We start from the raw sequence: 19210 nt of genomic DNA, 5'->3' as shown, positions 1-19210 counted from the left end.
CGAAACGTCCCTTGGAGAGTTATGTAAGATGCGCTACATAAGCTATCTAAAAATCAGGTCAATGGATTTTGTAATGTCTCATACAAATATATCGCGACCGCGCGGCCGGCCACGCCGTTTCGATCCCGACCAGGCGGTCGTAACGGCGCAGCAATTGTTCCATACATACGGCTACGATGCGGTGAGTGTTGCCGATGTCACTGGCGCACTCGGCATTAACCCGCCGAGCTTTTACGCAGCCTTCGGAAACAAGGCCGGTCTCTACCTCCGCGTTCTCGATCGCTACGCCAAGACCGGCGCCATTGCCCTGGCGGATATCTTGCGAGCTGACCGGCCCGTAGCCGAGTGCCTCATTGCCGTTCTTGAAGAGGCAGCGCGCCGCTACGCCGCCAATAATGGGGCGGCCGGTTGCTTGGTGCTGGAAGGCACACATAGCAATGATGCCGGAGCGCGCAGCGTTTCCTGCGCCACCCATGCAGCCGCCGAAGACGTGATCCGTCGTTATATTGCCGCGCGGCACCCGGAAGAGTCCGGACGACTGACCGATTTCGTCAGCGCCACCATGTCCGGGATGTCGGCCAAGGCACGCAACGGGCAAGACGTGGACCGTCTCCTCGCCACGGCCCGCTTAGCCGGACTGGCGATCAATCAGGCGCTGCCTGTCCCGCCTCTATGCTGAACGGCCCTGTCGCTTGGTCTTTGAAGCTGTGCAACCAGCGTCCGCAGCTATCGCGACAAGGTTGATGACACCCTCGCCGCTGTTATTGGCGTTTGCCGCACCGGGGGCACGACACATTCGAACCCAACAGGTCGACCGTCTGATGAAGTTACTTAACTGCCATGACAGTGCCAGTCTCGAGGCCCCAAATTCGCCTCCCGTCGACTGTCCGCTTTGTGTGCCGGCTGATCAGGCAGCAGACTGACGGCATTCCATCCCATATCGGGCAATCGCAGGATCAATCACGGTTGCTGCTGATGAAAATTGATCAATTTTGAGAAGGCGGCCATGTGGGCGAGAGAGGAATCCCGTTCCGGCCTCACCTCCCCGGTCGGGCGGCAAGCTCTCCAGAAAAGATAAGCCATGCTCGATGCGCCTGTCGGCGGGAAGCCTCGCGCTTTTCGCCGACAGGTTCGCATCATGACTGGAGCGTCGTGATTATCTTAGAGCTGCGCGCCGGCAGGTTTTTTCTGTCGGACGGCCGCCGAGAGCAAAACCAGCGAAGCAGCAAGCAAAACGGCGTCCTTCAACAAAAATTGCCCGGGCATAGCCGAAATGGCCGGGAACCCGCCGGCAGTCGGTTCGGCGACACCCGGCGTCGAGAGGAAGAAGGTCAAGGTGATGGCATAGGTCGCCGCCGACATGGCGGCGCCGAGGACGGAGAAAATCGGTTTGAATGCACCGAGGATCAGCGCGGCCGCCGTGGCGAGTTCGATCGCGCCGATGAACTGGCTGGCGCCCTGGACACCGAACAGCGAGTGAAGCCAGCCCATAAGCGGGCTGTGTTCGATGAAGGGGGCAATCCCTTGCGCCTCATAAGCCGTGAATTTCATGCCGCCGAACCACAGAAAGACAATGACCAGGGCCCATCGCAGCAGAGCGAGTTCGCGCATTTGATGCTCGGGGACGCTGAATGAATATTTCTCCAATAAGCTCATAATCAATGCCCTTTTTGTTGATGGAAATGTGGCGAGAGGCGTCAGTTTGTAATTCCGGGACCGACGATGTCGGTCGGACAGTTGGTGCACTTCTCTTGGTCGCAGAAACGGCAGGTCGTGCGCGCGCGCACTTCGTCGCGCGGCAATGACGCGAGGATGGTTTCCGCGACGCGCTCCAGCGCAGCGCGGTCCTTCTCGCCGACCGCAGCGAGCAACCCGGTGATCGCTGTGCTGCGCAGATTCAGGAGCGCCCTGCGTTCCGTCTCGCCGCCGGACGTCAACGACACGTGCATGACGCGGCGATCGCCGGCGGATTGCGATTTCGAGACGAAATTCTGAGCGACCAGCCGTTCGACCACGCGGGCAGCACCGGCATGCGACAGGCGCAGGGCCTTGCCGATCTGGTCGATCGAAAGGCCCGGTTCATGGCCGATGAGGCTCAATGCCGCCGCGGTCTCCCCGCCGGCCGGAAAGCGCTGCGATATAGCACCGCGCATCTCATCCGACACCCCCTGCGCGAGGGCGCCAAAGAGATTGATGAGCCGATCGGAAGGTGAAGCGTCCTTGGTCAATCGCATTCCAGTATATATGCGCCGCGCATATAAATAGCGCAGTGGCTGGAGAATGCAAGAGGCGATGCGGGCTTCAGAGCTTGAGCCTCTCCTTCATAGGCTCGCGATCCGTCTGTTCGATCGGGTACCAGCGGTAGCCGGACCCGTCGGCGGCAATGTGACCCACCCCCGGGAACGGAAGATGGGGCGCCGCGATCATCATACGGTCGCGAGCGAAGCGGCTGAACGCAGCTTTCCGCACGGCGCGCGCCTCGTCCTGGCGAACATCGAAAGTGATCGTCACGTCGGGGCGTGGAAATTGAACCGCGCCGGCGTGGATGACATCGCCGACAAAGACGATGCTCTGCCCCTTGCTGGTCAAGGTGTAGAAGGCGGTGCCCGGGGTGTGCCCAGGCTGCAGTTCGGCACGAATGCCCGGCACGACTTCGCCATCGGTATCGATCGGCTTCACCCGGCCGGCCGTGACATAGGGCGTCAGCGTCTGCTCGGTCTCGGTCCAGAAGCGCTTATCGAGCCCGCTCTTCGCTGCGTTGGCAACATCCGAGAAAAAGCGAATATCTGCACCGCCGGCATAGACCGTCGCGCGCGGGAAGACGATCTTGCCCGCCTTCGTGAGACCGCCGCTATGGTCGCTGTGGACATGGGTGATGAGTATGTCGGTGATTGTCTCCGGCGCGGTCCCGGCTGCTGCAAGCGCTTCGAGCAGCCTGCCGCCATTGCCTGGGCCGAAAAGATCGCCGGCACCGACATCGACAAGGATCCGCCGCCCGTTGAAGTCGATCAGATAAGCGTTGATCGAAGCCTCTGCGGGATTGGCGAGGAAACTGCGGGCAAGAATTTCGTCGATCGTTTGCGCCGAGATGCCGCGCAGCAACTGGTGCAGGTCCAGCGGGACCGACCCATCCGACAATGCCGTTATCTGGGCATCGCCAATCGTAAATCGATAGATTGCGGGAGCGGTCTGGCGGACGGTCCCGGCTATGGTGTCGGGCACCGCGGCGGGCGTCGGAGCCGCTAAACCGGGAGAAGAGGATATCGGGCCAAGCAGCGCCAGGGCGAGAGGGAGAACAGTGAATGGCTGTTTGATCATCATGGCGACGTCCTTGATTGAGTTGCGGTGGATGAAGACCTGTCAGTCATTATCGGAGCGCTGTCGGGGTCTTGCGAGACATTGCCGCGATCGACAGCTGCTCGGCGGCAGAGTTCGGTTCAGGCAGGGCCACTTCCGAAAAATGCTGCCGAATATAGTCCAGCTTGGGATCGATGAAGCGGCGGCAGAAGGGCCGGCTCGGATCGGTTCGATAATAGTTCTGGTAACGCTCGTCCGAAGCCTTGAAGCTTCTGAAGGGCAGAACCAGGGTATGCGCCGTATTGCCGAATTCCTCGGCAAATCGGACGATCGCCAATTCGGCCTCATGCCGCTGGTTGTCATCGAAGATATAGATCGCGCTGCGGTACTTGTCGCTAGGGGAGCGGGCCCGGGCGGCTGAATGCGTTCTGAGATGCACCTCGCACAGCGTTGCCAACGGAATGATTGAAGGATCGAAGGTGACGATCACCCCTTCCGACCAGCTATCTGCCGGAGCGTCCGATTGGACAAAGCCCTGGTCGACCTGCGCAACGCCGCGCAGCGCCTGGAACACCCCTTCGGTGCACCAATGGCACCCCCCTCCAAAGCCGATCTTCGCCATCTTCACCTCTCGCGCCTAGACGTATTTCTTTCCGCAGATCAGGGCCGTCTCGCGCGCCTGAGCCTTCTCGCTGCGGACGCAATCAACGAAAGCATCAGCGAGCCGATAAGAACACCCAGCAACAGTGGACTGTGGACATGCATCATGGCCGGGCGCAGATACAGGCCGACTAAACCGAGGATCACGAAAGCGACCAATGCAAGTCGCAACGCGCGCCAAGCACGGGATTTGTTGTCTTTGAACCAAAGGGAAGTCCCGGAGATATTGGTCATAAATGGTTGCCTTCCGGTAGCAGGGTTCAAGGTACGCACGAGGTCACAGCGGCCGTGCACATTCCGAACGAAGCCAGGTTTCCTGCACGCTGCTGAAGCCGGCCTCCCGTAATATCTGCGTCGCCGCAGCCAACCGCTGGCCCCGCCGATGGAGCATGTTGACGAACGCGCGGAGCACTTCGAGCCGGGGATCAGCGAGTGTCCCATTTGCACGCCGTCCCGGGACAAGTTGATGTCTCTTGAAGAGGGCCTGCGCGAGACGGGCTCGCGATCCGAACCTTTGGCCTTTCTCGCTCCGCGCCAGCGCGATTACCGTCAGTTCCAGCGGCGTGAAGATGAAGGCGCCGGATGGAAGTATCTCTGGCTCGATGAGGTGCAGCACTGTGGCGTGAGCTCCCTTGTTCTCTTCATCGTCTTAGCGGCCGTATTTATTTTGACGAACCGCGGCGCCGTTGAAGTTTGTCCGTTCGGCTAAGACGCTCTCATTCATCCTGGGGCGCGGCGTCAGGCACGCCGTCGCTTCTGCGTCACCGTCGCGCCGACTATCGCAGTGAGCCAGACAATTTTCCAATAGGCTGTGTCTATAGTTTTCATAGCGCAGGGTAGCGTGACGCGTCACTTATTGCGGCATCTCGACATGCCCACCGAAGCCAAAGCGCATCGCCGAGAGAAGCTTGTCGCCAAAAGTGTGGTCGACGCGGCTGCGGTAGCGCGCGAACAGGGCGGCCGAAAGGACATAGGCCGGGACGGCTTCTTCCATTGCCGCATCGATCGTCCACCGGCCCTCGCCAGAGTCCGAGACCTGGCCGGTGAATTGTTCGAGCATCGGATCCCTGGCCAGGCCGATCGCGCACAGGTCGAGCAGCCAGGACGAGATGACACTGCCGCGACGCCAGACTTCGGCGACGTCGGTCAGGTTGATGTCGAAGCGTTCATCGAGCGCGAGCCGTTCGGAGGACTTGCCCTTGAGAATGTCGAAGCCCTCGGCATAGGCCTGCATCAGGCCATATTCGATTCCGTTGTGGACCATCTTGACGAAATGCCCGGCGCCGGTTGGGCCGGCGTGGATATAGCCGCGCTCGGCGCGACTGTCGGGCGCGTCGCGTCCAATGGTGCGGACGATCGAACCATAGCCCGGCGCGAGCGTATCGAAGATGGGATCCAGCAGATCGACGATCTCCTTGTCGCCGCCGATCATCATGCAATAACCGCGTTCGAGCCCCCATATCCCGCCCGATGTGCCGACATCGACATAATGCAGCCCCTTCTCCCTTGCCGCAGCACCACATTTGATGTCGTCTTTGTAGAAGCTGTTGCCGCCATCGATGATGATGTCGCCGGGCTCCGACAATTCCATCAGCTTGTCGACCATGTCTTGGGTGGGAGCGCCCGCCGGGAGCATTACCCAGAAGATCCGCGGCGCAGTGAGTTTGGCGACGACATCTTCAAGCGAATTCGCTCCGATGGCACCTTCACCGGCGAGCTGAGTAACCGCGGCCGGATCGCGATTGAAGGCGACGACCTCGTGGCCGCCGCGCATCAGCCGACGCGCGATATTGGCACCCATGCGGCCGAGGCCGATCATTGCAAGACGCATTGCTCAAATCCTTCTGTCTGGAGTTCACCCGGCGCGGACAGTCTCGGCCAACGCCCGACTGCCGCGATTCAAATGATCGCATCACTCGCTGGCAGATTGCCATGAGTGGGCCGATTTCGCCGCGCCTTTGCGTTGCATGGAGGATGAGTTCATCGCCAGACGAAGTCCAATAACCAGGCGCTATAGTTTCGATACCCATTTAGCGACGTACGCAGTGCCGGGGCGGACATCGCGAAGAGAGCAGCAACCGCGACACCCTCAGTCCGGTTGGAAGCCCAGCACGAAATCCACGACCTTTTTCGCAGACATCTCGCACGGCTTGAGCGATGTTTTGCCTGATGTGAACCGATACAGGTTGAAGCTGACGATGTCGGTCCCAGCCAACTCCCTGGCAAACAGACTGTTGCGGCGCCCGTCGTCGGACCGCCGGACGATCAAGCCGAAACGCCGGCCTTCGTGAATACCTTCGCTGTGACCCTCGGGAAGCCTTTTGAAGGCAGCGTCGAAATCGGTAAGCTCCATCTCGTTCCACCAGTATGAGAAGACGCCCATCATGTTCATGCTCGTCAGCGCCAGTCCGCGCAACAGCCTCAGAAACAAGCGCGCATTCGACTAGGCCCTCTCCATCTCATGTGTCGGTTCAACCCCCATCAGCGCGAGGCCATTGCGGATGACCTGCCCGATCGCGGCGGCCATGAACAACCGCGCGCGGCTAACCGGCAGGTTTCCCGAGTCGATGAAGCGGCGCGTCGGGTCGGCATTTCCTGTGTTCCACAGCGCATGGAATTCCGCGGCCAGCCCCTCGATGAAGAAGGCGATCCGGTGCGGCTCGCGCGCTGCCGCAGCCGCCTCGACGATGCGGGGGAATTCTGCCGCATGCTTCACAAGCGTTAGGCTCGGACCGTCCAGAAGAGCGAGATCGGGCGCGTCGCCCGACTCGATACCCGCTTCGGCCGCGCGGCTTGCTAGCGAGCAAATCCGCGCATGGGCATATTGCACATAGAAGACCGGATTATCCTTCGATGCCTCGACGACGGTCGCAAAGTCGAAGTCCATGGGCGCTTCCGCTTTGCGGGTCAGCATCATGAAGCGAACGACGTCCTTTCCGACTTCTCGAATGACATCGGCCAGCGTGACGAAATTGCCTGCGCGCTTGGACATCTTGACCGGCTCACCCGCGCGCAGCAGCCGCACGATCTGCACCAGCTTGACGTCGAACCGCTTCCTGCCTTCGGTTAGAGCTTCGGCGGCGGCAACGATGCGCTTCACGGTCCCGGCATGATCGGCGCCCCAGATGTCGATCAGTTCGTCGGCATCGCGCGCCTTCTCGAAATGATAGGCCAGATCCACGCCGAAATAGGTCCAGCTCCCATCCGGTTTACGGATAGGACGGTCCTGGTCATCGCCAAATCTCGTCGACCGGAACAGCGGCAGCGCAATCGGCTCCCAGTCCTTGGAGACTTCACCCTTCGGAGGTTCAAGAACGCCGTCATAGACTAGATCGCGCTCGCGCAGCCAGGCCTCGGCATCATCCGGCTTTCCGGCAGCGACCAGGTCCGCCTCCGACGCGAAGCGGTCGTGACTTATACCGAGCAGCGCCAGATCTTCGCGGATCGTCTCCATCATCGCGGCAACGGTCCGCGCACGAAAGATTGCGAGCCAGTCCGTCTCCGGGGCGTCGGCATAGCGGTCCCCAAAATCGGCGGCCAGCGCCTCCCCGACCGGCTTCAGATAATCGCCCGGGTATAGACCTTCCGCTATCTCGCCGAGGCTCTCGCCCAACGCCTCGCGATATCTCTGGTGTGCCGAGCGAGCGAGAACATCGACCTGCCCGCCGGCATCATTGATATAATATTCGCGGATGACGCGATGGCCGGTGAAAGCGAGCAGGTTGGCGAGCGCATCTCCGACGACTGCCCCGCGGCAGTGCCCCATATGCATCGGACCGGTCGGATTGGCCGAGACAAACTCGATATTCACCGTCTTGCCCGCACCAACGGGCGACATGCCATACTGGTCCTTCTGGTCCGCGATGACCGCCAGTTCATCTCGCCATGCCTGGTCGGTCAGACGGATATTTATGAAGCCCGGGCCGGCAACGTCCACGGCAGCGACATCCTCCAGCTTGGCGAGCCCGTCCGCCAGTTTTTCAGCGAGCTGGCGCGGATGCGTGCCGCTGAGTTTTGCCAGGACCATCGCCGCGTTGGTCGACAGATCGCCATGTAGCGGGTCGCGCGGCCGTTCCACGGTCAGTCCCGCCCGCAGTAGGTCCGCAGGAAAATCCTTCACCAACTGCAGATCGTCAATTCCCCGCGCGAGATGATTAAGGAAGCGCGCATGAAGCGACACGGCCATCAGCGAAGCCCCACTGAGCCTCGGCTGTTACCCAACCTCCACGCCTTTCCAAAAGGCGATATAATCCCGGATGGCTTCGGCGACCGGATTCGGATCGGGGTATGACCAGGCCGCGTCCGCGTTGAGCGCGGTGCCCACGCGGATATGGAAGTATCTGGCGGTGCCCTTGATCGGACAGACAGATGTGTGTGTGCTCGCTTCAAGGAGCTCCTGATTGACCGCGGAAGGTGGGAAATAGTGGTTTCCCTCGACGACGATTGTCTCGTCGCTTGCGGCGATGGTGGTGTCGTTCCAAACTGCTGAGACCAACGGAATATCCTCTCATATTGTCAATGGCACGGCGTTCGCAGCGGCCCGTGAATCAGGGGCGTTCGAGGAGTGCGACGGTGCCTTGGCCGCCGTCGGCGCAGATGCTGACGATTGCCCGTGATCCGCTTGGCATGTCCCAGAGCTCCTTCACGGCCTGGCTGAGGTCGCGCGCGCCTGTGGCACCGAAGGGGTGACCGATGGCAACCGAGCCCCCGTTGGGATTGACGCGGTCCCAGTCGAAGTCGCCCATATCCGACTGGACACCGGCGGTTTCGCGCACCCAATCCCCGTCGGTGATGGCCGCGACATTCGCCAAGACCTGGGCGGCGAAGGCTTCGTGGATTTCCCAAAGAGCGATATCGGAGAAGCTCAGTCGATGCCGCGCGAGCAGGCGCGGAATGCCATAGGAGGGTGCCATCAGCAGACCCTCGGTGTGGAAGTCGACGGCCGACGCCTCGTAATCGATGAGCCGCGCGTAGGGGGTACCCGCGGGCAGTCGTGCCACGCCGGCTTCGTTAGCCACCCAGCAACCGGCCGCGCCATCCGTTATCGGCGAGCTATTGCCGGCAGTCAGCGTTCCCCTGCCACTGTCGCGATCGAAGACGGGCTTGAGTGCGGCAAGCCGTTCGGCCGACGTATCGGCGCGCGGGTTCGCATCGCGCGCCAGTTCAGGAAGAGAAATCACAAGATCGTCGAAGAAACCTCGGTCCCAACCAGCGACCGACCGCTGGTGACTCTTGAGCGCCCAATCGTCCTGCGCCTCGCGCGAGATCCGCCAGGCCTTGGCGGTGTCCTCCATATGATCGCCCATTGTCCTGCCGGTGATCCGGTTGGCCCATCCCTTGGTCGGGAGCACATAGTCGTGGAGGGCAAGAGACTGGAGGGCCGCAAGCGCGGCCGCCGGATCTTGCGAAAAGAGGTCGGTGAGCCGCTTCGATGCATCGGCCGTCAAAGCGATGGGAGGTCGGCTCATGACTTCGGCACCGCCCACCATCGTGAGATCGGTTCCTCCGCCCAGCATCCCTGCCGCAGCGAAAGTCGCCGTCATGCTGGTCGAGCATGCCAAAACGACCGAAAATGCGGGGACATTCGGATTGAGCTTGGCGTCAAGCCAGGTCTCGCGAGCAATGTTGCTCCAGCCCAAATTCGGTATCACGGTACCCCAGATGAGGAGATCCGGCTCCGCTTGCGCCGCCATCGCCTGCACCAGAGGGACGGACAAAGAGACGGCATCATAAGCAGCCAACGCTCCTCCGCCGCGGCCGAAGGGAGTCCGAAGGCCGGCGGCAACAAAGACGGGTTCAGCAAAGCGGCTCATGACGATCTCCAAAAATTATCCGCAGGGTGTAAGGTGGGACGCGACGGAGTATGCGCCGCTAACCACCGTATCGCTCGGTTTTGATTGTTGAGGGGTCGAGCCCGGCCAGCAGCGCGCCCTCGGTCGCGATGTTGACGAAATCGTTGGACCCGCAAACGAATATCTGTGTGGGCTTTCGGTGAAGCCGGGCGAGAACCTCTTCGACCATGGCGCTGTCGATCCGCCGCCCGAAATCCGATGCGCGGATCGGATCTTCGCGCGTGATCGCCAGCGCCAGGACAAATGCGGCATCGTTGATCTCGACGGAATGTAGTTCTTCCGAAAACAGAACATCCTCAGCGGTGCGCGCGGACAGGAGCAACGCGGTTGGCACGGCCGGGTCTTGTGTGCGGCGATGCCGGATCATCGCCATCAACGGCACGAGCCCGGAGCCTGCTCCGATCAACAGCACCGCGTCTACGGCAGGTTCAGGCCATAGGAAGTGCCCGCCGAGCGGACCGCGAAGCTCGATCTCATCGCCGACTATCGCGATATCGTGAAAATAGGCCGACACCTCGCCATCGGGCAGGCGCTCGACAGCGAGTTCGATGATGGGGGACGAGGCTGCCGATGACGCGATCGAGTAACTGCGCATCGCGCTATAGCCATCAGGCGCGGTCAGCCGGACATCGACATGTTGGCCTGCGATGTGCGCGAACGGCCTGCTCAATCGGAGGAAGAAGCTTTTGATGCTCGGCGTCTGCTGGACGATTTCCTCGATCACGCATGATTGCCATGACGCGGTTTGCGTACCGTTGTCAGTCATCGGTGTATCGTTGCTCGCGCCACGGATCGCCGTAAATATGATAGCCGCGCAGCTCCCAGAAGCCAGCCTCGTCACGGGTTGTGAATTGTAGCGCCTTCACCCATTTGGCGGACTTCCAGAAATACAGATGCGGAACCAGCAGACGCGCCGGCCCGCCATGATCGCGGGTAATCGGCTGGCCCGCAAATTTGAGAGCGACCATCGCTTTCCCGGACAGCAGGTCCGCCAGCGGGACGTTTGTCGAATAATCGTCGTAGGAATGCGCCAGGACGAAATCAGTGGGCCGGTCGAGCCCTGCATCCGCAAGGATGTCTTCAATGAGGACGCCCTCCCATATGGTATCCAGCTTGGACCAAGAGGTCACACAGTGAATATCCTTGGTCACCTTGGTCTTTGGCAGGGCGTTAAACTCGCTCCAGTTCCACACTTTGACCGGCTTCGGGCCGATTTTGACGGTGAATTTCCAATCAGCCAGCTCCACGTTCGGCGTCGGCCCCGCCGTGAGAACCGGAAAATTCTCCACGAGATGCTGACCCGGCGGAATCCGGCCGGACTGGTCGCCACTTGAACCGCGACCGGTGAAACCTCTGGTGACCATAGTGCCCCCTTTTTGCTCGATGCGACAGACGAGAACCGACTTCACTTCAGACCTGATACGCGTGGCCGCGGTACGAACCGATGGCTTGAAGCCTGAAACGCCCGATGCTTCATCGGATTTTCGATGATCGCATTTTCGTGAATCGGTGATTTGATGCTTATGAACTATAACGCGACGCCGGTCCGAATTCCCAATACCCTATCGCTATAGTTTTTATAGCTTTGAATAAATTGCGCGCGCATCACGTCGGCTGCAGATTTAGGCACGGGATGAGGCTCGGTCCGCCTGCTTTCCGGGTTGGCTGCCGCGCCTCACAGCTTCGTAAGCGCCTCTCAGGGATAGAACGGCAGCAAGGTATGGAAACTATGTTCCGCCGCTATTGGAAATAGTTGGTGCACATCTTCATAGTCCTGCGTGCGAAACCCTTGAACCCCGTGCGAATTTTCGAAGAAGTGGCGCTCTGATCGATCGAGACTTCGGGGCGCAGCAAGATGGAGACATTGATGAAAGCCGTTGGTTACAAGGTCCCGGGACCCATCGCCGAGGATGCTGCGCTGGTCGACGTCGAGCTGCCCCAGCCTGTCGCGGCAGGATATGATATCCTGGTTGAGGTGAAGGCCGTCTCGGTGAACCCGGTCGACTATAAGGTCCGCGGCAGCTCGCCGCCAGCCGATGGTGAATGGAAGGTGCTGGGGTGGGATGCGTCCGGGATCGTGCGCGAGGTCGGCCCCGACGTGACGCAGTTCCAGCCGGGCGACGAGGTCTATTATGCCGGATCGATCACCCGGCCCGGCACCAATGCCGAGTTCCATCTTGTCGACGCCCGGATCGTCGGTCGCAAACCCGCCTCGCTCGACTGGGCGGAAGCAGCAGCGCTGCCGCTAACGACGTTGACCGCCTGGGAGGCGATGTTCGATCGCCTCGACGTGGCGAAGCCAGTCCCCGGTGCGGCGCCGGCGATCCTCATCATCGGTGGCGCGGGTGGGGTCGGGTCGATCGCGATCCAGATCGCGCGCCAGCGCACAGACCTCACCGTCATCACCACCGCCTCCCGAGCGGAAACCCAGGAGTGGGTGAAGGAGCTTGGCGCGCACCATGTCATCGACCATAGGCGCCCGCTCGCGGCACAGATTGCCGAGCTTGGCATCGGCGCTCCCGCGTTCGTCTTTTCGACCACGCATACAGAGCAGCATGCCGCCGACATCGCCGAACTGATCGCTCCGCAAGGACGGTTCGCGCTGATCGACGATCCCACGGCATTCGACATCATGCTGTTCAAGCGCAAGGCGGTGTCGATTCACCACGAGCTGATGTTCACACGGTCGATCTACGGCACGCCCGACATGCATGAGCAGGGCAAGATCCTCGACGCGCTGGCCGTGCTGGTCGACGAGGGCAAAATCCGGACGACGCTGACCGAGCGTCTGTCGCCGATCAATGCCGCCAATCTGAAGACAGTGCATGCACTGATCGAAAGTGGCGCGGCGAAAGGCAAGATCGTCCTCGAAGGCTTCTGATCTTTTCCAACCCACGAAACGCCGGACGATAACGCCCCGGCGAAGGAAACCCCATGACCAAGTCCATCGCCACCGCCTCGATCAACCGTGAAACCGCCGTCGCCCTCATCGACGCAGCGATAACCGCCGCACGCGCAATCGGCATCCCGGCCGCCGTCGCCGTTGTCGACGCAACCGGCTATTTGCGCGCGTTCGAGCGCACCGATGACGCGCCGTTTCTCACTGTCGATGTTGCCATCGACAAGGCATGGAGTTCCGCCTCCTTTGGGTATCCCACCCACGTCTGGAACGACTATGTGTCCAATGATCCGAAAGTGGCGCCGCTCGCCTATCGCCCCCGGATGGTTGCGGTCGGCGGCGGCTATCCGATTCTTGAGGACGGCAAGCTGATCGGCGGAATTGGCATCTCCGGAGGCACTTATCAGCAGGACCAGGATGCCTGCGTCGAGGCACTTCAGAAAATCGGCTTCGAACTACCAGCCTGATGACTGCCAGCCATCGTCGGTGGCGATGGCCGGCAGATCCCACCTTGCGAAGGATCTTATGATGGAAGCGTTCGTCGTATTTACGCGGGAAGACACTACAGATGTGGATGAACTCGCGGCCTATTCTGCACGCGTCGGCCCGTCGTTCGATGGGCATGACGTCACTTTTCTCGCCGCTTATGGCGAGATGGAGAATTTGGAGGGGCCGCCGATAGAAGGCGCCGTCATCTTGCGGTTCCCCACGATGCAGGCCGCCCATGACTGGTATCATAGCCCCGCCTACCAAGCTGTCGCTCAGCATCGTTTTGCGGGTGCCCGATACCGCGGCTTTATCGTCGAGGGGCTGCGTTGACTCCCCCGCGAAATAATGGCGGTGTTGACCACGAGATACGCGTTCAAACACGAACACCGGGAGTTTCTAGATGATCGAGGCCGAGGCACGCATCGCTACGATCGAATCGAGTAAATATCTGACGAGACTCGCTGAGGCGTGGGTTCACACTTATCCGGTTCGATATGACGCGTTGACAGCCGAAATCCAGCTTCCCGGCGGCGAGCTTATATTGACTGCAGACGGCGACAGCCTCTCCTTGAGGCTCGTGGGCAAAGATCGCGAACGCTTCGATGCAACCAAGGAATCCGTCGCCACGCTTGTTGATCGCGTCGCGGAGCACGACACCGGGGTCCGATGCGTTTGGAATGACATATCATGATAGCGCGCACCACAATTCGCCGCGGTTCTTCATCGCGCTGGAGGATCAGATGAGCATGCTCAAACCCCAAGCGCCGGATCTTCGGGTGCAGAAATGGATCGGCGCGGACGGAGAAAGCACCGGGCCGCTCAAGCTGTCGGATCTCGGCTCCGGCCCAAAAATCCTGTTCGCCTTCCAGCACTGGTGCCGCGGCTGCCATGTGCATGGCTTCCCGACGCTACAAAGATTGCATAGTGCATTGAGCCTCAGGGGCGTGGGATTTGCGGTGATCCAGACCGTCTTCGAAGGAGCGGATGAAAACACCTTCGAGAAGTTGCGTGTGAACCAGCTCGAATATGCGCTTCCTGTCGCCTTCGGCCATGATGAACCACTGGCCGGCGCGACGCTGCCTACCTTCATGGAGGATTATCGCACGCGAGGAACGCCCTGGTTCTCGATCATTGACGCTGGCGGCCGTATCGTCTTCTCGGACTTCCATCTCGACGCGGACAAGATCGTGAAGGATCTGGAGCTGGTGTAATCCGTGCGGCGTTGGCTCATCCTGACCGCCAGCCATCTCGCGATGCTCGGCATTGGTTTTGCGGCCGGCATTTACACGCTGCCAATCCTCACCGCGGCCAGGCCGCCGAACCCGGCAGCCTATCAGGCCATCGCAGCCGAAACACTCTACACGGGGCGGCTGGCTCGTGATCTCAAAGGCAGCGACCTGCTGCATTGGGGCGAAGGCGAAGTCCGGGTATCGCGAAGTCGGATCGGTCACATAGGTCATCTCGCGCCCGGCCCGGACTACAAGCTCTACCTTGCGCCGCACTTCATCGATACGAAAGAAGCCTTCCTGCTGATAAAGGACAGGTCGATCCGCGTGGGCGACGTAAAGACGTTCGACGGCTTTATCGTCGACGTGCCTGTCGGGATCGATGTTCGCGACTACAACACGGTCGTCATCTGGTGCGAAGCGTTCGACCAGTTCATCAGCGCGGCGGCGTATCGACCGTCGCGTCAGGCGCTAAAATGAGCCCGGCGATGGATAGCATGCGGTCGGCGGGCCGACGTGGCCTCAAGCTCGCACCGGTGGCGGCGTTGCTGGCGAGCGTCGCGGCTCTGCTGCTCGGCAATGGTTTGCTGGGCACGCTCCTGATTGTCAGGGCCGGCCAGGAGGGCTTCTCGTCTGGCGCGATCAGCGCGATGATGTCGTTCTACTTCGCCGGTTTCACGATCGGCGCGCTTATGTTGCCGCGGATCATCGTCGCCGTGGGTCATGTCAGAACCTTTGCCGGCTTTGCGGCGATCGCCTCGATGACTGCCCTTCTCCATGTTGCGCTCGTGGAACCGATCGCCTGGATACCCCTTCGCCTGATCACTGGCTTCGCCTACGCGGGCATGATCCTCGCAACGGAGAGCTGGCTCAACGCCCATGCAGTGCCATCCACGCGCGGCCAACTCCTGTCGATCTTCGGAGTCGTCTCGATGGGCTCATGGGCCATCGGCCAGGCCTTGCTCAACGTCGCCCCGCCCGCCGACATGACCTTGTTCCTTATCGTGTCGCTGTTGATTTCCGCGGCGGTGGTTCCGATCACCTTGCTGCCCAGCCATCCGCCGGCGCAGGTGACACAGGAACGGGTCGCGTTCAGCGACCTCGTCCGCGCATCACCGCTGGCTGCGGCTGGCGCATTCCTCGCTGGCCTGGCTATCGGCGGTTTTTGGGGCATGGGCCCGAACTTCGCCCAGAGGATCGGACTAGATGTCGGCGGCATCTCCGCTTTCATGGCTGCGGTGCTGGGTGGGACGCTCCTATTGCAGTGGCCCCTCGGCTGGCTTTCGGATCGCGTGCCGCGGAACCTTGTCATCGCCGCTGCGGCCCTGGCGTCCGCAGCGGCGGCCGTCGGCGTCGCCCTCGCGGTAGAGGCGCCCCTGCCCCTGCTCCTCGCGGCGGGCGCGCTGTTCGGCGGCTTTGGCATCCCGATCTATTCATTGTGTCTCGCGGTCGCCAACGACGATCTTCCGGCCGGCCGGCTGCTCGGTACCGCCCGCGGGCTTCTGCTGCTCAACGGGATCGGGACAGCCGCCGGCCCCCTTATCGGGGGTGCTGCGATGAATGTCGCAGGCCCCGGTGGCCTGTTCCTTTATGCGGCCGCATTGCTTGCCATATTGGCGGTGTTGGCTATCGGGCGCAGCCAGCCAAGGCGCCGCATCCACGCCAAGGCTGCCCGCTCTCCAAGCACACCGATGATCACGGGATCTCTTGATGTGATGATATGCATGGAGTCAGAGACGGAGGCCGCCCGGCACTAGCGCGCCGGCTGCGACGGGCGTCCTATTCTACATCTTCTACGATGAGGTCCCGGCCGTTGAACTGCACGGTCTCTCCCGCTCGCGCCCCTTCGATCGCCTCGAAGATCGGCGCCATGGTGGAAATGCCCATGAACTCCCGCCCATCACATGTGAACTTGCTCGTTGACACTGCGATCACGAAATGGCGCCCCGACAGTTTGATAACAGCGCCCTCCTCCACTGCCGACTTGGGGCCGAAGTCGATCGTCCTGAGCTTTTCAAGTTTATCGGCATAGTCGTGCAATGTGTCGTCAAGCGCTTCAGCCAAGTCGCTCGCGACTTCGGCCTGGGCCTGCTCGTCATTCTCGATCGGCTCGCTCCGATCCAGCTGAGCGATGGAGACATAATCCAGATAATTGGTGCGAGCGCTATGCAGGGCGGCAGTCTCCAGCGAAAGCATAGTTTCGCGGATGTGGCTTTTATTCCAGTTCATCATCACCTCGTTGTGTTTGGATCATTCGAAAGTTCGTGCTTCGGTCCGTCACCGCCGCGGGAGTGCCCCCATTGGGCTCGCCGGCCCGCTACTCGTCGCCTGGGGCGTCATCTCCCTGGTAGGGCGCTCTGATCAGCCGGGAATCCCGGATGATGCTTGTTACAAGCCAGACATAGGATTGCTCGGCGGTATCGAAGCCGAGAATGCTGAAGGCGCCGCCGAAAGGGCATGGCGGGAAGTCTGGAAAGCCCTCGCGCAGCACATAGCGCTCGGGATCGCGCTCAAACTCATTCTTGTAGACTTTGCGCAGGCCGTGCTTGCTCGGAACATCCTCGTCACCCGCTGGCGTCGTTTGCCGATCCGCGACAAGCCGCTCGGAAAGGTCGCGGTGACAGATTTCGTCGAAGACATCGAAGGCGTCGATCAGCAGGCCCTTATGGTTGGTCGCGGGATCGGTAATCGCGTATATGTTGGACGCGTCTTCCCCATCATCCCCGCTTTCGAGGCGCAACGCCGCATCGACGGTGATCGCGCATGGATCGAGTGTCGATCCCAGTTCGAGATCGATGAGATGGCCGTCCTTGACGCGGTACTCGCGGTCGTAGCCCTTCGCGACGAAGGACTGGACTGCTGCTAGGACGTCGGTCACTTGGGATGTCATTGTTGCACCTTGGCTTTGCATGGCATTGGACACGCTCTAATATCAGGGACGCTGTTGCGGCTCAGCTGACGGAGATGAAAAGCAACGCGCGCTACTCATATCCACTTGGCCTTCTTGAACCGCACGAACAGGTAGAGGCAGAACATCGTCATCAACCCGAGCACGACAAAATAGCCATAGAGTGTGTCCAGCTCGGGCATGTTCCTGAAGTTCATGCCATATATCCCGGCGATGGCCGTCGGGACCGCCAATATGGCGGCCCAGGCCGCGAGCTGGCGCGTGGTCACGCCCGTTCTTTGCGCTTCCAACAGGCTGCTGAACTCGAAGACGGTGGACAGAACCTGCAGGAGGCCATCGACCATGGTCTGCACGCGAGCGACATGATCCGCGACGTCGCTGAAATAGGGTCTGACTTCTGAACTGATGCAGGGGAAATGGCCTCGGACGAGTTTCCGGACCAGTTCAGCCATAGCGCCGAGCGTGCGCTGGAAGCGCGTGAGTTCGCTTCTCAGCCCGAAGATGCGGTCGATTTCTGCCCGTCCGAGAAAGTCGTCGAGCGATCGTCTTTCCATCGCCAGAACGTCATCCTCGATCATCTCGAAGATGGGAAGATATTGATCGACGATCCGGTGCAGGATCGCATGCAGCACATAGTCGACACCTTTGCCAAAAAGCGCCGGCGAAGCCTCGAGTTGCTCGCGAAGATTGCCGAGCGCTCCGCCGTTGCCGTGCCGTACGCTGATGAGATGGTTGTGACCGGTGAAGATCGCCATCTTGCCGTAGCGGATCTGGTCTCCATCCAGCTCGGCGGTCTGAGCGACGACATAGAGCTCTTCATTATAGGCTTCGAGCTTGGGCGGGCAGAGCGGGTGCATCGCGTTGTCGATTGCCAACGGATGGAGGTTATACGTCGTTTGGATCGCTTTAAGCTCGTCGGCGGTGGGCTCGCGAAGCGCGATCCAGCAAAAGCCGGAGCGATCCTTATCGAGCTGGACCTGCTCGTCGATTGCGATTTCGCGGACCCGCAGGCCCTTGTTGTAATAATAAGCGGCGATGACGCTCATGCCGGTCTCGCAGGGATGAGGAGGCCGCGCTGCACTGCCGGCCGTGCCAGCCCGCGACGGAGCCATGTCTGGACGTTCGAATATTCGCCGAGGCCGAGGATGTCGCCGGCCGCATAGACTTCGGCCAGTGCGTTGACCCACCCAAGTGTCGCAATGTCCGCGATCGAATAATCATCGACAAGCCATTCGCGGCCTTCGAGCTGGCGGTCCAGCACCCCCAGCAGACGCTTCGATTCATCGATAAAGCGCTGCCGAGGGCGCTTGTCCTCATAGTCCTTGCCGGCAAATTTCAGGAAAAAGCCAAGCTGACCGAAGGTCGGCCCGACGCCGGACACTTGAAAGAATACCCAAGCCAGCGTCTCGTAACGCTGCGCGGGCGCACTCGAAATGAGCTGGCCCGTTTTGTCGGCCAGGTAGAGGAGGATCGCGCCCGATTCCCATATGGCAAGAGGGCTGCCGTCAGGACCAGCCGGATCAATGATCGCAGGTATGCGGCCGTTGGGGTTCAGCGATACGAACGCTGGATCCTTCGACTCGTTGTTCGAGATATCGACCAGGTGGGGCTCGTACGCCAGGCCGGTCTCCTCGAGCATGATCGAGACCTTGACGCCATTGGGGGTGGGAGCGGCGTAGAGTTGCAGGCGATCGGGATGCAATGCGGGCCAGCGCTGCGTAATCGGAAAGGTCGAGAGGTCTGGCATAAATCTGCGATCCTGTGCTGCGATGGCGACTATATGGACCGACCCGTCTCTCTGAAGCAGGGTTCGATGACCGCGTCGTTGTACGACGCGGTCAGGAAGATTGCGAACGGGATCGGCGAAGCGGCAGCGGCA

25 protein-coding genes are annotated in these 19210 nt (G+C 60.9%); 9 read left to right on the top strand and 16 right to left on the bottom strand.

Features of this window, described 5'->3' with window-relative positions:
* The first annotated feature begins 28 nt into the window (after nucleotides 1-28).
* Nucleotides 29-679 (top strand): TetR/AcrR family transcriptional regulator, encoded by a 651-nt coding sequence (locus tag ATE70_RS09305; RefSeq protein WP_231732590.1) that lies wholly within the window; start codon nucleotides 29-31, stop codon nucleotides 677-679.
* A gap of 482 nt (nucleotides 680-1161) precedes the next feature.
* Here the strand turns inward: ATE70_RS09305 and ATE70_RS09300 are convergent, their stop codons facing one another.
* From ATE70_RS09300 to ATE70_RS24775, 5 genes are all read right to left on the bottom strand, one after another.
* On the bottom strand, nucleotides 1162-1611 hold the full coding sequence (locus ATE70_RS09300) for a YkgB family protein (RefSeq protein ID WP_443028827.1): 450 nt from the start codon (nucleotides 1609-1611) through the stop codon (nucleotides 1162-1164).
* Between the two features lie 86 nt (nucleotides 1612-1697).
* Nucleotides 1698-2234 carry a MarR family winged helix-turn-helix transcriptional regulator gene (locus ATE70_RS09295; protein ID WP_058537643.1) on the bottom strand — a complete coding sequence of 179 codons (537 nt, stop codon included), beginning with the start codon at nucleotides 2232-2234 and terminating at the stop codon, nucleotides 1698-1700.
* 67 nt (nucleotides 2235-2301) lie between these two features.
* Entirely contained in the window at nucleotides 2302-3321 is a 1020-nt protein-coding gene (locus tag ATE70_RS09290; protein ID WP_058537642.1) for an MBL fold metallo-hydrolase, read from the bottom strand.
* 46 nt (nucleotides 3322-3367) lie between these two features.
* A complete protein-coding gene (locus ATE70_RS09285) occupies nucleotides 3368-3919 on the bottom strand; it encodes a peptide-methionine (S)-S-oxide reductase (protein ID WP_231732589.1) in 552 nt (183 codons plus the stop codon).
* Nucleotides 3920-3957: 38 nt separating this feature from the next.
* Nucleotides 3958-4191 (bottom strand): hypothetical protein, encoded by a 234-nt coding sequence (locus ATE70_RS24775; protein WP_058801235.1) that lies wholly within the window; start codon nucleotides 4189-4191, stop codon nucleotides 3958-3960.
* Nucleotides 4192-4339: 148 nt separating this feature from the next.
* Between ATE70_RS24775 and ATE70_RS09280 the strand changes: the two genes are divergently transcribed.
* On the top strand, nucleotides 4340-4666 hold the full coding sequence (locus tag ATE70_RS09280; RefSeq protein ID WP_058537641.1) for a hypothetical protein: 327 nt from the start codon (nucleotides 4340-4342) through the stop codon (nucleotides 4664-4666).
* Between the two features lie 144 nt (nucleotides 4667-4810).
* On the opposite strand, the gene gnd is transcribed toward ATE70_RS09280, so the two are convergent.
* The 7 genes from gnd to ATE70_RS09245 all read right to left on the bottom strand — a co-directional run bounded on the left by gnd (nucleotide 4811) and on the right by ATE70_RS09245 (nucleotide 11173).
* Nucleotides 4811-5788, bottom strand: coding sequence for a phosphogluconate dehydrogenase (NAD(+)-dependent, decarboxylating) (gene gnd, locus ATE70_RS09275; protein WP_058537640.1), 978 nt, complete (start codon nucleotides 5786-5788; stop codon nucleotides 4811-4813).
* Nucleotides 5789-6046: 258 nt separating this feature from the next.
* Nucleotides 6047-6388, bottom strand: a complete 342-nt coding sequence (locus ATE70_RS09270; protein WP_231732588.1) for a hypothetical protein — start codon at nucleotides 6386-6388, stop codon at nucleotides 6047-6049.
* A 12-nt stretch (nucleotides 6389-6400) separates the two neighbouring features.
* Complete coding sequence (gene argS / locus ATE70_RS09265) at nucleotides 6401-8137, bottom strand: arginine--tRNA ligase (protein ID WP_058537836.1); 1737 nt, start codon at nucleotides 8135-8137, stop codon at nucleotides 6401-6403.
* Nucleotides 8138-8170: 33 nt separating this feature from the next.
* Nucleotides 8171-8452 (bottom strand): DUF427 domain-containing protein, encoded by a 282-nt coding sequence (locus ATE70_RS09260; RefSeq protein WP_058537639.1) that lies wholly within the window; start codon nucleotides 8450-8452, stop codon nucleotides 8171-8173.
* 52 nt (nucleotides 8453-8504) lie between these two features.
* On the bottom strand, nucleotides 8505-9770 hold the full coding sequence (locus ATE70_RS09255) for a thiolase family protein (RefSeq protein WP_058537638.1): 1266 nt from the start codon (nucleotides 9768-9770) through the stop codon (nucleotides 8505-8507).
* Nucleotides 9771-9828: 58 nt separating this feature from the next.
* A complete protein-coding gene (locus ATE70_RS09250) occupies nucleotides 9829-10533 on the bottom strand; it encodes an FAD-binding oxidoreductase (protein WP_231732587.1) in 705 nt (234 codons plus the stop codon).
* A 34-nt stretch (nucleotides 10534-10567) separates the two neighbouring features.
* Nucleotides 10568-11173, bottom strand: coding sequence for a sulfite oxidase-like oxidoreductase (locus ATE70_RS09245; protein ID WP_058537636.1), 606 nt, complete (start codon nucleotides 11171-11173; stop codon nucleotides 10568-10570).
* Between the two features lie 503 nt (nucleotides 11174-11676).
* On the opposite strand from ATE70_RS09245, the gene ATE70_RS09240 reads away from it, so the two are divergent.
* The 7 genes from ATE70_RS09240 (at nucleotide 11677) to ATE70_RS09210 (ending at nucleotide 16180) form a co-directional block, all read left to right on the top strand.
* A complete protein-coding gene (locus ATE70_RS09240; protein ID WP_058537635.1) occupies nucleotides 11677-12690 on the top strand; it encodes a zinc-binding alcohol dehydrogenase family protein in 1014 nt (337 codons plus the stop codon).
* Between the two features lie 53 nt (nucleotides 12691-12743).
* A complete protein-coding gene (locus tag ATE70_RS09235; RefSeq protein WP_003044986.1) occupies nucleotides 12744-13175 on the top strand; it encodes a GlcG/HbpS family heme-binding protein in 432 nt (143 codons plus the stop codon).
* Nucleotides 13176-13233: 58 nt separating this feature from the next.
* Entirely contained in the window at nucleotides 13234-13527 is a 294-nt protein-coding gene (locus ATE70_RS09230; RefSeq protein ID WP_231732892.1) for a DUF1330 domain-containing protein, read from the top strand.
* 70 nt (nucleotides 13528-13597) lie between these two features.
* Nucleotides 13598-13888: a DUF2218 domain-containing protein gene (locus ATE70_RS09225; RefSeq protein WP_058537634.1), complete on the top strand. Its 291-nt coding sequence runs from the start codon at nucleotides 13598-13600 to the stop codon at nucleotides 13886-13888.
* Between the two features lie 49 nt (nucleotides 13889-13937).
* Nucleotides 13938-14408, top strand: a complete 471-nt coding sequence (locus ATE70_RS09220; protein ID WP_058537834.1) for a peroxiredoxin family protein — start codon at nucleotides 13938-13940, stop codon at nucleotides 14406-14408.
* Between the two features lie 3 nt (nucleotides 14409-14411).
* Nucleotides 14412-14903, top strand: a complete 492-nt coding sequence (locus tag ATE70_RS09215) for a DM13 domain-containing protein (protein WP_058537633.1) — start codon at nucleotides 14412-14414, stop codon at nucleotides 14901-14903.
* Nucleotides 14900-16180, top strand: a complete 1281-nt coding sequence (locus ATE70_RS09210; RefSeq protein WP_231732891.1) for an MFS transporter — start codon at nucleotides 14900-14902, stop codon at nucleotides 16178-16180. Before ATE70_RS09215 ends, ATE70_RS09210 begins: the two co-directional genes overlap by 4 nt.
* 22 nt (nucleotides 16181-16202) lie before the next feature.
* Here the strand turns inward: ATE70_RS09210 and ATE70_RS09205 are convergent, their stop codons facing one another.
* The 4 genes from ATE70_RS09205 to ATE70_RS09190 all read right to left on the bottom strand — a co-directional run bounded on the left by ATE70_RS09205 (nucleotide 16203) and on the right by ATE70_RS09190 (nucleotide 19078).
* Nucleotides 16203-16652, bottom strand: a complete 450-nt coding sequence (locus ATE70_RS09205) for a hypothetical protein (protein ID WP_197411431.1) — start codon at nucleotides 16650-16652, stop codon at nucleotides 16203-16205.
* Between the two features lie 88 nt (nucleotides 16653-16740).
* Nucleotides 16741-17346: a hypothetical protein gene (locus ATE70_RS09200; protein ID WP_231729080.1), complete on the bottom strand. Its 606-nt coding sequence runs from the start codon at nucleotides 17344-17346 to the stop codon at nucleotides 16741-16743.
* 62 nt (nucleotides 17347-17408) lie between these two features.
* Nucleotides 17409-18377, bottom strand: a complete 969-nt coding sequence (locus ATE70_RS09195) for a magnesium and cobalt transport protein CorA (protein ID WP_058537631.1) — start codon at nucleotides 18375-18377, stop codon at nucleotides 17409-17411.
* On the bottom strand, nucleotides 18374-19078 hold the full coding sequence (locus ATE70_RS09190; protein ID WP_058537630.1) for a glutathione S-transferase N-terminal domain-containing protein: 705 nt from the start codon (nucleotides 19076-19078) through the stop codon (nucleotides 18374-18376). The genes ATE70_RS09195 and ATE70_RS09190 overlap by 4 nt, the downstream gene beginning before the upstream one ends.
* Nucleotides 19079-19210 lie beyond the last annotated feature (132 nt).

Origin of the sequence: Sphingopyxis sp. H053 (assembly GCF_001468225.1) — a bacterium.
Taxonomy (GTDB): Bacteria; Pseudomonadota; Alphaproteobacteria; order Sphingomonadales; family Sphingomonadaceae; genus Sphingopyxis.
The sequence above is the reverse complement of the archived record's forward strand: the minus strand, read 5'-3'. Positions and strand labels throughout refer to the sequence as shown.

Coding starts and splice junctions, on each gene's coding strand:
- ATE70_RS09305 (WP_231732590.1), top strand. CDS start 29: ATGCGCTACATAAGCTATCTAAAAATCAGGTCAATGGATTTTGTAATG.
- ATE70_RS09300 (WP_443028827.1), bottom strand. CDS start 1,611: ATGCGCGAACTCGCTCTGCTGCGATGGGCCCTGGTCATTGTCTTTCTG.
- ATE70_RS09295 (WP_058537643.1), bottom strand. CDS start 2,234: ATGCGATTGACCAAGGACGCTTCACCTTCCGATCGGCTCATCAATCTC.
- ATE70_RS09290 (WP_058537642.1), bottom strand. CDS start 3,321: ATGATGATCAAACAGCCATTCACTGTTCTCCCTCTCGCCCTGGCGCTG.
- ATE70_RS09285 (WP_231732589.1), bottom strand. CDS start 3,919: ATGGCGAAGATCGGCTTTGGAGGGGGGTGCCATTGGTGCACCGAAGGG.
- ATE70_RS24775 (WP_058801235.1), bottom strand. CDS start 4,191: ATGACCAATATCTCCGGGACTTCCCTTTGGTTCAAAGACAACAAATCC.
- ATE70_RS09280 (WP_058537641.1), top strand. CDS start 4,340: ATGGAGCATGTTGACGAACGCGCGGAGCACTTCGAGCCGGGGATCAGC.
- gnd (WP_058537640.1), bottom strand. CDS start 5,788: ATGCGTCTTGCAATGATCGGCCTCGGCCGCATGGGTGCCAATATCGCG.
- ATE70_RS09255 (WP_058537638.1), bottom strand. CDS start 9,770: ATGAGCCGCTTTGCTGAACCCGTCTTTGTTGCCGCCGGCCTTCGGACT.
- ATE70_RS09245 (WP_058537636.1), bottom strand. CDS start 11,173: ATGGTCACCAGAGGTTTCACCGGTCGCGGTTCAAGTGGCGACCAGTCC.
- ATE70_RS09240 (WP_058537635.1), top strand. CDS start 11,677: ATGAAAGCCGTTGGTTACAAGGTCCCGGGACCCATCGCCGAGGATGCT.
- ATE70_RS09235 (WP_003044986.1), top strand. CDS start 12,744: ATGACCAAGTCCATCGCCACCGCCTCGATCAACCGTGAAACCGCCGTC.
- ATE70_RS09230 (WP_231732892.1), top strand. CDS start 13,234: ATGATGGAAGCGTTCGTCGTATTTACGCGGGAAGACACTACAGATGTG.
- ATE70_RS09225 (WP_058537634.1), top strand. CDS start 13,598: ATGATCGAGGCCGAGGCACGCATCGCTACGATCGAATCGAGTAAATAT.
- ATE70_RS09220 (WP_058537834.1), top strand. CDS start 13,938: ATGAGCATGCTCAAACCCCAAGCGCCGGATCTTCGGGTGCAGAAATGG.
- ATE70_RS09210 (WP_231732891.1), top strand. CDS start 14,900: ATGAGCCCGGCGATGGATAGCATGCGGTCGGCGGGCCGACGTGGCCTC.
- ATE70_RS09205 (WP_197411431.1), bottom strand. CDS start 16,652: ATGAACTGGAATAAAAGCCACATCCGCGAAACTATGCTTTCGCTGGAG.
- ATE70_RS09195 (WP_058537631.1), bottom strand. CDS start 18,377: ATGAGCGTCATCGCCGCTTATTATTACAACAAGGGCCTGCGGGTCCGC.
- ATE70_RS09190 (WP_058537630.1), bottom strand. CDS start 19,078: ATGCCAGACCTCTCGACCTTTCCGATTACGCAGCGCTGGCCCGCATTG.